General features: G+C 45.6%; 8 protein-coding genes and 1 pseudogene. 7 read left to right on the plus strand and 2 right to left on the minus strand.

Annotated elements, in window-relative coordinates; genetic code table 11:
- The coding region (locus AB4653_RS09025) for a pyridoxal phosphate-dependent aminotransferase (protein ID WP_372103903.1) at window positions 1-1,034 on the minus strand (1,034 nt) is incomplete at its 3' end.
- 295 nt (window positions 1,035-1,329) lie between these two features.
- On the opposite strand from AB4653_RS09025, the gene AB4653_RS09030 reads away from it, so the two are divergent.
- The 6 genes from AB4653_RS09030 to menE all read left to right on the plus strand — a co-directional run bounded on the left by AB4653_RS09030 (window position 1,330) and on the right by menE (window position 8,709).
- Entirely contained in the window at window positions 1,330-2,637 is a 1,308-nt protein-coding gene (locus tag AB4653_RS09030; protein WP_009847274.1) for an isochorismate synthase MenF, read from the plus strand.
- Complete coding sequence (gene menD / locus AB4653_RS09035; RefSeq protein ID WP_009847273.1) at window positions 2,634-4,358, plus strand: 2-succinyl-5-enolpyruvyl-6-hydroxy-3-cyclohexene-1-carboxylic-acid synthase; 1,725 nt, start codon at window positions 2,634-2,636, stop codon at window positions 4,356-4,358. Before AB4653_RS09030 ends, menD begins: the two co-directional genes overlap by 4 nt.
- A 9-nt stretch (window positions 4,359-4,367) precedes the next feature.
- A complete protein-coding gene (menH, locus tag AB4653_RS09040) occupies window positions 4,368-5,168 on the plus strand; it encodes a 2-succinyl-6-hydroxy-2,4-cyclohexadiene-1-carboxylate synthase (protein WP_009847272.1) in 801 nt (266 codons plus the stop codon).
- 102 nt (window positions 5,169-5,270) lie between these two features.
- Window positions 5,271-6,137 (plus strand): 1,4-dihydroxy-2-naphthoyl-CoA synthase, encoded by an 867-nt coding sequence (gene menB / locus AB4653_RS09045; protein ID WP_009847271.1) that lies wholly within the window; start codon window positions 5,271-5,273, stop codon window positions 6,135-6,137.
- Window positions 6,138-6,212: 75 nt separating this feature from the next.
- Window positions 6,213-7,220 (plus strand): o-succinylbenzoate synthase, encoded by a 1,008-nt coding sequence (gene menC / locus AB4653_RS09050; protein ID WP_102257782.1) that lies wholly within the window; start codon window positions 6,213-6,215, stop codon window positions 7,218-7,220.
- Between the two features lie 52 nt (window positions 7,221-7,272).
- On the plus strand, window positions 7,273-8,709 hold the full coding sequence (gene menE / locus AB4653_RS09055; RefSeq protein ID WP_032555257.1) for an o-succinylbenzoate--CoA ligase: 1,437 nt from the start codon (window positions 7,273-7,275) through the stop codon (window positions 8,707-8,709).
- 145 nt (window positions 8,710-8,854) lie between these two features.
- On the opposite strand, the pseudogene nagE reads toward menE, so the two are convergent.
- Window positions 8,855-10,301 (minus strand): annotated as a pseudogene (nagE, locus tag AB4653_RS09060) (N-acetylglucosamine-specific PTS transporter subunit IIBC).
- Between the two features lie 193 nt (window positions 10,302-10,494).
- Here nagE and AB4653_RS09065 point away from each other — a divergent pair.
- Complete coding sequence (locus AB4653_RS09065; RefSeq protein WP_017098789.1) at window positions 10,495-11,373, plus strand: LysR substrate-binding domain-containing protein; 879 nt, start codon at window positions 10,495-10,497, stop codon at window positions 11,371-11,373.
- Window positions 11,374-11,383: the final 10 nt, after the last annotated feature.

Here is an 11,383-nt window from a genome sequence, read left to right on the forward strand (position 1 = left end):
ATGTTGTACATCTTGGTGTCGATCTTAGGGAACAGGTACATCGCGCCTTTCGGTTTAACACAAGAAACGCCAGGGATCTTGTTGATTAGCTCCCATGCGCGGTCGCGTTGCTCAAGTAGTCGGCCGCCTGGCAGAATCAGTTCATTAATACTCTGATAGCCGCCGAGCGCGGTTTGGATCGCGTGTTGCATTGGCACGTTGGCACACAAACGCATCGAGGCGAGCATTTCTAGCCCTTCGACATAGCCTTTCGCGATGTGTTTCGGACCCGTTAAGAACATCCAACCACCACGGAACCCACATACACGGTAAGCCTTAGACAGACCGTTGAATGTCACCATGAGTACGTCTTCGGCAAGCGTTGCAACTGAAGTGTGTACCGCACCGTCGTAAAGTACTTTGTCGTAGATTTCATCAGCGAAGATGATCAAACCGTGCTCACGAGCAATCTCAACAACTTGTAATAGGAAATCACGGCTGTATACCGCGCCCGTTGGGTTGTTCGGATTGATAAGAACGATGCCGCGAGTCTTTGGTGAGATCTTCGCTCGCATGTCGTCTAGATCTGGATACCAATCAGCATCTTCATCACACATGTAGTGAACCGGCGTGCCGCCAGAAAGCGCAACAGACGCTGTCCATAGTGGGTAGTCCGGAGCGGGAACTAAGATTTCATCACCATTATCCAGTAGCGCCTGCATAGACATAACGATAAGCTCTGATGCGCCGTTACCAATGTAAACATCTTCTACATCAAGGTTACGGAGGCCTTTTTTCTGGTAGTGCTGAACAACCGCTTTGCGGGCTGAATAGATGCCTTTTGAGTCACAGTAACCTTGAGATGTCGGTAGGTTACGGATTACATCAACAAGGATTTCATCAGGGGCGTCAAAACCAAATGGGGCGGGGTTACCGATATTAAGCTTCAGTATTTTATGCCCTTCTTCTTCCATGCGCTTAGCATGTTTGAGTACAGGCCCCCTGATTTCGTAGCATACGCTGTTGAGTTTTGACGACATCCCGATATTTTGCATTGCCGATTTCCTGAAATTAATTTAAATACTTTATTAAAGTACCGCAAAACGGGGTTTGATAGAATAAAAATCTGATGAATGTCGTATTTCAGTGTCACGTTTGGTCTTTTTGTTGTCACTCTTTTCTAAATTTTAATTAATCGCTTGTTTGTTGTTGGCTAAGATGAATAAAGAGGCGGGATCGCTTAAAATCACACGAATGTTCGAAAGATATCGTACATTCTTGATCTAAGTTGGTGCTGCCCATAAAGTATCAAACTAATATAATAATAATTTAGATGTGAACGAGGTCGATTTGTCACATTTCCAGCAAACTGTCTCCGCTTTGATTGAGCGAGTACAAAATGCCCAAGCAAGCGAAGTGCGTTGTGTTGAAGTTCTAACGCAAAAACCATCGTTTGCATTTATTGAATGGCTTCATGCTCAACCACTCTTTCCTAAGTTTTATTGGCAGTCACGTGATACTCGTGAAGAGGTCGTTGCGCTCGGGCAATTACATACTTTTTCTGATCCCGCTCCCGCGTACGCAATTCTTGGTGAAGACCAACGAATCTGGGGTGGGCGCTCGTTTGACGGGCACACCGCAAAAAACCGTCGTTGCATGGAATCGTTTTTCTTCCTTCCTCAGGTTGAACTGATCCGCTTTGACAAGACTTGGTCGTTAGCCGTCAACTTATCTCCTGATCGCGTTGCTTCTATTAATGCTCTAAATAAGCTTTCTGTCGAAGCGGCGATATTGGCCCCTTTGTCAGCGCACATTGAGCAGATTAACCACGTTCCAGAACGAGAGCTGTGGGGCAACCTTGTCGATAAAGTGCTGAAAGGCATTAGCGACGAAGAGTACAAGAAAGTCGTTTTAGCGCGTAAAACCACATTGCAATTGGATGCGCCAATCTGCGCGGCTCAGTTGCTTAAAGCCAGCTATTTGCAAAATCATCACAGTTTCCACTTTATGTTGGTACTGGACTCTAAACACAGTTTCATTGGTTCGACGCCTGAGCGCTTATATAGCCGATATGGTAGTGAGCTTGATACGGAAGCGCTTGCAGGAACCATTGGCCGAGGAGAAAACTCGACCGAGGATATGGAACTAGCAAACTGGCTTTCACAAGACACTAAAAACCTCAATGAGAACCAGTATGTGGTTGACGACATCATTGAGCGCCTCACTCCTCATTCTCAAACGGTTCATGTTGAAAAGGATACGCGTCTTGTGCGCTTGCGTAAGGTGCAGCATCTTAAGCGTAATATCCACGCCCAGCTTAACAATGGCGTTAACGGTGTACAGTTGCTTGCTGCATTACAGCCGACGGCTGCGGTGGCTGGTTTACCGCGTAAAGAGGCGATGGATTTCATTCTTGAACACGAACCGTTTGCTCGAGGGTGGTATGCAGGCTCTGTTGGCTATATTAGCCATCAACGCGCTGAATTCTGTGTCGCGATTCGAAGTGCCTTGATTGTAAACGATCAAGTACAACTGTTTGCGGGTGCCGGGATCGTACCGGGATCGGTTGCTGAACATGAGTGGCAAGAGTTGAATAAGAAAATGTCGACTCTGCTCAGCCTAATTTCAGACCATCCATTACTGGGTGTCGCATCATGAATCATGACCAAGCCGTATTAAATAGAGTTTGGTGTAAGACGTTACTGGAGGAGCTTGCACGCAGCGGTATTGAACATGTTTGTGTTGCACCGGGTTCTCGCTCAACACCATTGACACTCGAAGCCGAAGCCAATCCAAAGTTAACTTTACACACGCACTTTGACGAGCGTGGTCTCGGTTTTTTTGCTCTAGGTTTAGCTAAAGCGAGTGATAAGCCAGTTGCCGTGATTGTTACCTCTGGTACAGCCGTTGCGAACCTTCTTCCTGCGACGGCTGAATCGGGTTTGACACGAGAGAAGCTGATCTTGCTGACGTCTGATCGACCAATAGACTTGGTTGGTTGTGGGGCGAATCAAGCAATTCAGCAACAGGGTATCTTTTCGTCTCATGTTGAAAGCTCTTTAAATCTGCCCAGCCCAACAACACAGACTTCTTTGAATTGGCTTCTGACATCGGTTGATAGCGTACTTGCGAACCAACAAAGTGTTGGCGGTGCGATTCATATCAACTGTCCATTTCCTGAGCCTTTGTATTCAACAAGTAGCGCTGAAATGTATGCACAGTACACATCCAGTATCTCTGGGTGGAAATCGGGAACAGGTTGTTACAGCCAAACGTTTTTACCTAATCAAGTGAATACACAACCGATTGCTCCAGGTGAGTATCTTGGACGTAAGGGTGTGGTTATTCTCGGTTCGCTCGATATTGAACAAGCGACAAAAGCTCAGCAGTTTGCCACTGCATTAGGCTGGCCAGTTTTTTGCGATCCTCAATCAGGTGTCACAAGTGATTGGAAGCATTATGATCTGTGGATGCAGAGTGACGTAGCTAAAGCGCAACTCAATCAATGTGATTTCATCCTTCAGTTCGGTGAGCGTGTTGTTTCTAAGCGCCTTAATCATTGGATAAAGTCGCAAGCTTCATCATTCTGCTCGTCACAATACATTGTTGTGTCACCAGATACGCACCGAATCAACCAAGATCATCTGCCTCAAACCCATATCGTTGCTGATATCGAGTCATGGGTGTCAGAACAGCATTTACCTACCTTGTTAGGTCAACATGCAGGTTGGGCTGCACCTTTGGTCGAAATCGCGAATACGGTTCAACAATTGGCATTGGCACAAATATCCAATAATGACCAACTGACCGAGTTGAGCGTTGCAGTTGACTTGTCGACTAGACTTAAAGACAGAGAGTTGTTTGTGGGAAACAGCTTGATGGTAAGGCTGGTGGATATGCTGTCATCAATATCTGCGAATCAAGTTTACAGTAATCGTGGTGCATCGGGCATTGATGGCTTGGTGGCGACGGCTGCGGGCGTGGTGAAAGCTAATCAAAACCCTTTATTGATGTTGCTCGGTGATACCTCTTTGTTGTACGACCTCAACTCACTGGCCCTGCTTACTCACAATATAACGCCGATGGTGATTGTTGTGAGCAACAATGATGGCGGTGCGATCTTTGACTTGTTGCCTGTTCCTGAGCAACAAAAACAATCTCTATATCAAATGCCCCATGGTTTCGGTTTTGAACATGCCGCTGCGCAATTCCAGCTTGGTTATGCTGCGCCAGAAACCTTGAACGGCTACCAAACTATTATCGAACAACATTTCGAGCAGGGTCAGGGCACCTTGCTCGTTGAAGTTAAGACGCCTCCCGAACAAGCGGCTACTTTGTTGAAACAATTCAGTGCAATGCTCATCGAGGCATTAGCCTAAGGACTTAACATGCTTTACTCCAATTATTACCCAGCTGTACAAGAATCTTCTGACAAACCTTTGCTTGTTTTTCTACATGGTTTACTCGGAAGCGGGGATGATTGGAGCGCATGTCATCCATATCTAGAGGAGTTTCCTCGTCTTTGCATAGATTTGCCCGGGCACGGACAAAGTCGCTTTATCGATCCGGTAGGCTTTGATCATTGCTGCAAGAAAATCGTTCAGTGCATCACTTCTCAACTTGCGCTCAACGATCTTCCTGCGGATTATCCTATCGTGGTGATTGGCTACTCTATGGGTGGTAGGCTTGCCATGTATGGGGTGACAAGCCCTTGCTTCGAAACGCTCAATCTTAAGAAAGTCATTATTGAAGGTGGCAACTTTGGTCTGGAGCGTGATGAAGAACGAGCACAAAGGTTAGTACATGATACGCAATGGGCTGTCCGTTTTGCGCAGCAGTCGATTGAAGATGTTTTAGACGATTGGTATCAACAAAGCGTCTTTTCTTCACTAAATCATGAGCAAAGACAAACTTTGGTCATAAAGCGTAGTGGTAACCTTGGAGTATCCGTAGCAAATATGTTGTTATCTACTTCGTTAGCTAAGCAACCGGATTTACGTGCCACATTGAAATCTCATGAGCATCAATTGCATTATGTGTGTGGTGAAAAAGATCGTAAATTCATGGAGCTAGCTGAGAATAGTGGCTTTGAATATAGTCAGGTTGATTACGCTGGTCATAATGTTCATTTTGAGCAACCAGAGTTGTTTTCCAACCTGATCATCCAATGTATCGCCAGTCGCCGCTAAACTGACTGAGCGGTTCTCTCGTATCAAGCACTATCAAAAGCAGAGCAACACCGTCACGACTATTCGTTAGTCGTGGTCTCTAATAGAACAATGGGAATCACCATGGCTAAAACAGTAGGCATCACAGAAGAAGAACTTTACGCAGCAGTTAACTGGCGCGATGAAAGCAGTCAATTTGAAGATATTCAGTACCACAAGTCTGACGACGGTATTGCGAAAATCACGATTGCTCGTCCTCAAGTCCACAATGCGTTCCGTCCACAAACCGTAAAAGAGATGATCAATGCATTGGCTGATGCTCGTTATGACGAGAAGGTTGGCGTAATCATTTTGACGGGTCTTGGTGAGAAGGCGTTCTGTTCTGGTGGTGACCAAAGTATCCGTGGTGATTACGGCGGTTATCAAGATGATTCAGGTACACATCACCTGAACGTGCTTGATTTCCAACGTCAAATTCGTACTTGTCCAAAACCCGTTATCGCAGCGGTATCGGGGTGGGCAGTCGGTGGCGGTCATGTACTTCACATGATGGCAGACCTTACTATCGCAGCTGAAAACGCTCAGTTCGGTCAGACGGGTCCTAAAGTAGGTTCATTCGATGGCGGTTGGGGTGCTTCTTACATGGCTCGTATCGTTGGTCAGAAGAAAGCACGTGAAATTTGGTTCTTGTGTCGTTTCTACGATGCTAAAGAAGCATTGGACATGGGCCTGGTAAACACCGTAGTGCCTGTTGCCGACCTAGAAAAAGAAACCGTTCGTTGGTGTCGTGAAGTGCTTCAACATAGCCCAATGGCGCTGCGTTGCTTGAAAGCTGCACTAAACGCAGACTGTGATGGCCAAGCCGGCCTACAAGAGTTGGCGGGTAACGCAACCATGATGTTCTACATGACAGAAGAAGGCCAAGAAGGCCGAAACGCATTCAACGAGAAGCGTCGACCTGATTTCGACAAATTTCCGCGTAACCCATAGTCTTTCTCTTCTTTAAAGTGAGTCGCTAATAGCGGCTCGTTTTGTTTTGATGTTCCCCGTTTTTTAGGAAACTTTATGAACTCAGTGAATTCTCAGCGTCACGCTAAACTCTACCGTTATCAATTGCCTATGGATAGTGGTGTGATTCTTCGTGACAATAAGTTGAACGAACGCGTTGGCTATATCATCCAACTAGAGTGTGATGGTAAAACTGGTTTTGGCGAAGTCGCACCTTTGCCAGGTTTTAGCCAAGAAAATGCCGAACAAGCTGGCATTCAGCTTCAACACGAATTAGAGCTTTGGAGCCACAATAACCCTCAAACGCCTTTTGATGAGCTATATCCTTCTGTTGCGTTTGGCTTTTCGATGGCGATGTTGGAATTACGAGGCGAACTCAATGCTGAAGGTAACTACCAAGCCGCGCCGTTGTGTACAGGAGACCCAGATGAACTGATCCCTGTGCTGAATGAGATGAAAGGCGAGAAGGTCGCGAAAGTGAAAGTCGGTCTCTACGAAGCGATTCGCGATGGCATGTTGGTTAGCTTATTTCTTGAGTCGATCCCTGATTTGACCCTAAGACTTGATGCTAACCGTGCTTGGAAGCCAGAGAAAGCGAAGCAGTTCATTAAGTACATTTCGCCGTCACTGCGTCAGCGTATTAGCTTTATTGAAGAGCCTTGCCAAAAACCAGAAGACAGCTTGGCATTTGCCATTGACCATGGCGTAGCGATTGCGTGGGACGAAACATTGCAAGAAGCGGTGCGTAGTCCAGAGTTTGATCTTAGCGACCTCACAGGTGTTAAAGCTGTTGTGATCAAGCCAACTCTTATTGGTTCTGTAGCGCGTTGTGTGGCAATCATTGAGCGTGCACAACAACTCGGTATCAAACCAGTACTAAGCTCAAGCATAGAGTCTAGCCTTGGCTTAACTCAGATTGCTCGATTAGCACAACAATACTTACCTAATGAAGTGCCGGGGCTTGATACTATTGGTTTGTATCAACAACAACTCGAAGTCTCTTGGCCGGGTTGTCAGCTTCCGGTTTCTACTCTTGAACAGCAACAATTGATTTGGTCTTCTTAAGCTGATCGTTCGATTGGCTTAGACCGTTTTCAATCTATAACTTGGTTATCTTATGATGCGCCCACAATCTAATCATCACCCGCTTTGGGTACAGTGGGCGCAGCAAAACCCACATCAGACAGCGTTAGTGACTACTCACCACACTTATACTTGGCAGCAAGTGTCTGTGCTAGTGAGTGAGTACCAACAACAGCTATCTCATCAAGGTCTATCTGAAGGTGATGTACTGACGATTGTTGGTAAGAATCAAGCTGAAGTGATTTCTGCTTATCTTGCCGCACTTAATTTGGGTGTTATTTGCGCTTTAACCATGCCTCAACCTCGCTTACGCCTGAAGAAAAAGCTCGATTCCTTATATCAAGCGGGTCAACAAAGCTACCTTTGGCTTTTGGACAGTAGCGGGATAGAGCAATCAGAGACTGTTGATTTAAATACTCAGTTGGTGACCTTGTCTTGCTTAAATGAAGTGAAGGTCGATGGTGATGATAATCGGATAACGACATCTCAAGACTCCAGCTTCAATCCTCAAAACCTTGCAAGCATCGTATTCACTTCTGGCTCTACCGGAAACCCGAAAGCGGTGGCTCACACGTTGCAGCAACACTTATGTTCAGCTCAGGGGTTACTAGATGTTTTCAACTTTGAACAAGCTGACACATGGTTACTGAGTTTACCGATGTACCATGTGTCGGGATTGGCGATTGTCCATCGTTGGTTGGCGGCTGGTGGCTGCATCAAAATAGGGTCAGGTAAGCTTGAGTCAGACATCGAAGGTTGCAGTCATGCCTCTTTAGTGGCGACTCAACTACATAGGTTATTGCAGAGTAAGCAAGCACTTACTTTAACTCATGTGCTTTTAGGCGGTAGCCATATCCCAGAAGCGCTAGGGTTTGAAGCTCAACAAATGGGCATTGAAACTTGGCTTGGATACGGCATGACAGAAGCGGCTTCAACAGTGACCGCGAAGCCAGTCGATTCTAGTAATACTGCAGGTTTTGTTCTCGACCAACGCCAGTTAAAAATTGAAGACCAACGTATCTTTATTGGCGGTAATACGCTTGCTTCAGGTTATTACTATCAGGGCGAGTTAACACCGTTGGTGGATGAGAACGGTTGGTTCGACAGTAAAGATCTCGGCGAATGGGATGGCGAACAAGTGTCGATTATTGGTCGCGCTGATAATCAGTTTATTTCTGGGGGAGAGAATATCCACTGTGAAGAAATTGAACGAGCACTGAATCAGTTATCTTTAATCAATCAGGCGTTTATCGTTCCAATTGAAGATGATGAGTTCGGGTTTCGACCTGTCGCTATTGTGGATTGTACGGAGTTACCAACCAAAGAATGGTTTGCCGAGCAATTAAATGGCCGTCTTGAACGGTTCAAATTTCCTGTCGAGTACTATCGAATGCCTCATCAAGAACAGCTAGGTATTAAGGTTTCACGCGCAGGGTTGGCACAATGGTTACAGCAGATACGTTCTAAATAGAGCTGAGAACAATAAAACGAAGCGCAATACACGGTGACTAGTCGTAATTGCGCTTCAGGGGGTTGTGATGGTGGTGAAACCATCACAAATTCTTAATATTCTATCTGGTCATTAAGGCTTTTATCTTTGCATCTGGCTGTTTAGCTTAAGCGAGTGCCTTCTTCATTTGTTCAGCAACCTTATCTACCTTACCTAAACCGATAATGACTTGTAGGCCACCTTTTCCAATAGGCACGACGCCTGCAGCACCTAGTTTTTTCAGTTTGTCACTGTCTGCTACTGACGAGTCTTTTACTGTTAAGCGTAAGCGAGTAATACAGTTGTCCACTTCTAGAATGTTGTCTGCACCACCAATAGCTTCGATGTAGTTGTTGGTTAGGCTAACTAACGCTTCTGGAGATTTTGTCTCGCCTTCTGCTTCCATCTCTTCACCGCGACCCGGAGTACGTAGATTAAACTTGATGATAGCGAAACGGAAAATACCGTAGTAAAGCGCGAAGAACACTACACCTTGAACTAATAACATGTACCAGTTAGTCGCTAACGGGTTTTGGCTTGATAGCACCAAGTCAACAAAGCCTGCAGAGAAGCCAAAACCTGCCATCCATTCCATGCTTGCTGCAATGTAAAGCGACAGACCTGTTAACACAGCGTGCACTAGGAACAATACAGGTGCTAGAAACATAAAGCTGAACTCTAGAGGCTCAGTGATGCCTGTGAAGAACGAAGCCATTGCTGCGGCAAGCATGATTGCGAATACTTGGTTCTTGTTTTTTCGCGTCAGCGCAGTGGTACATCGCCAATGCTGCTGCTGGTAAACCAAACATCATGATAGGGAAGAAGCCTGCTTGGTACATGCCAGTTTTACCCGGAATACCCGTACCGTTAGCGATAGATTGTGCACCGCCGAGGAAGTTTGGAATATCGTTAATACCCACAACGTCGAACCAGAACACAGGATAAAGGGCGTGGTGCATGCCGACTGATAGGAACAAACGGTTGAAGAATCCAAACAGACCGGCACCAACTGCGCCCATGCTTTCTAGTTTAATTCCTAGAACGATCAGAGCATCGTAAACAGCAGGCCAGATGTAAAGAAGGGTAAAAGAAAGCGCCATACCTGCGATTGAGGTAAGGATAGGAACCAAACGCTTACCGCTGAAGAAAGCTAAAGCTTGAGGAAGATCAACGGTGGAGTAGCGGTTATAGATTTCAGCGGAGATAATACCGACAATAATACCCACGAATTGATTGCTGATTTTGCCAAATGCTGCTGGTACTTCACTTAACTCAACATCCATTAATTGAGCAACTGAGCCTGGAGCCAGTAGAGTGGTCACGACAAGGAACATCACAAAACCGGACAGTGCCGCAGAACCATTCTTATCACGGCTTAAACCAAATGCGACACCCACCGCGAACAGAACCGCCATGTTGTCGATGATCGCACCACCTGATTTGATCAAAAATGCGGCCAGAATACTCTCTGAACCCCAACCAACAGGATCCAACCAGTAGCCGATCCCCATAAGGATTGCTGCAGCTGGCAGTGTGGCTACGGGAACCATCAATGCCTTACCTACTTTTTGCATATACCCAAGTATATTCATACGTGCCCCTAAGTTTGTAATTAATTTTTTTAATGTTTCTGCTCGTCAACGTATGGAGTTAAATATTGATCGAAGCAGGGTTTTAAGTAACTGCGGCTATTAGAGACTTATTTCTTAATGCAAACAAACGAAACGGGTAGTACTATGAATTAAAATTTTTAATGCATGAGTTCGTATGGCTAACCATCAATCTTTACTTAGAAATCTTCATACTTTTAATGTTGCTGCCGAGAAAATGAGCTTTACGTTAGCCGCGAAAAAGTTGCATTTGACTCAGGGAGCCGTTAGCCATCGAATCAAAGTGTTGGAAGGTGAACTCGGATTTAACTTGTTTGTGCGAGGCACTCGTAAACTGGAATTGACCGAAGAAGGGCAACGCTTTCAACGCACGTTATCCAAGTCGTTGAGCTCTATTTTTGGTGAGATCGAAGACATTACCAACACCGACTTGTACGGTCAGATAAATATCGGTACCAGTCCTGCCTTTGCTAACAGTTGGTTGCTACCAAGGCTAGCTGATTTCAAACAGCGATACCCAAAGTTCAACCTCAATATTTTCTCTCAAGAAGAGCAAGACTTTCATCAAAATCACCTCGATGTCGCTATTTACTATGGTGCTGAAGATCTAAAAGATATGCATCGCCAGCGTCTGTTTGGTGAAAAGTATATTCCGGTATGTACACCGAGTTATGCCGCTGAACACGATATCTTTGATGATGGTTTAGAGTCGTTACACCGGATTAATTTCATTCATGCGCTAGGCTCTGATGTGTGGCAGCGTTGGATTAAGCACAATCAACTCGATGTAAATCTGTTTGAGCAGTTTTATTGTGTGAGCCACCGAGACATGGGCGTGCAGAGTGCTCTGCATAATATCGGTGTGGCAATGGGGCGTTATCATTTTGTTAAGCCGTACATTGAGACTGGTGAGCTCATAACGCCTTATCCAAGTATGGATACTGATAAAGGATACGAATTGATCTGTCCGTTAGGCACTGAAAAGCGACCTAAGGTAAGAACGTTTATTAAGTGGCTAGAGGGGCAGTTACGCTAGGTTAGTTAAT

It is taken from the genome of Vibrio sp. 10N.222.48.A3 (genome assembly GCF_041475345.1).
Classification (GTDB): domain Bacteria; phylum Pseudomonadota; class Gammaproteobacteria; order Enterobacterales; family Vibrionaceae; genus Vibrio; species Vibrio tasmaniensis_A.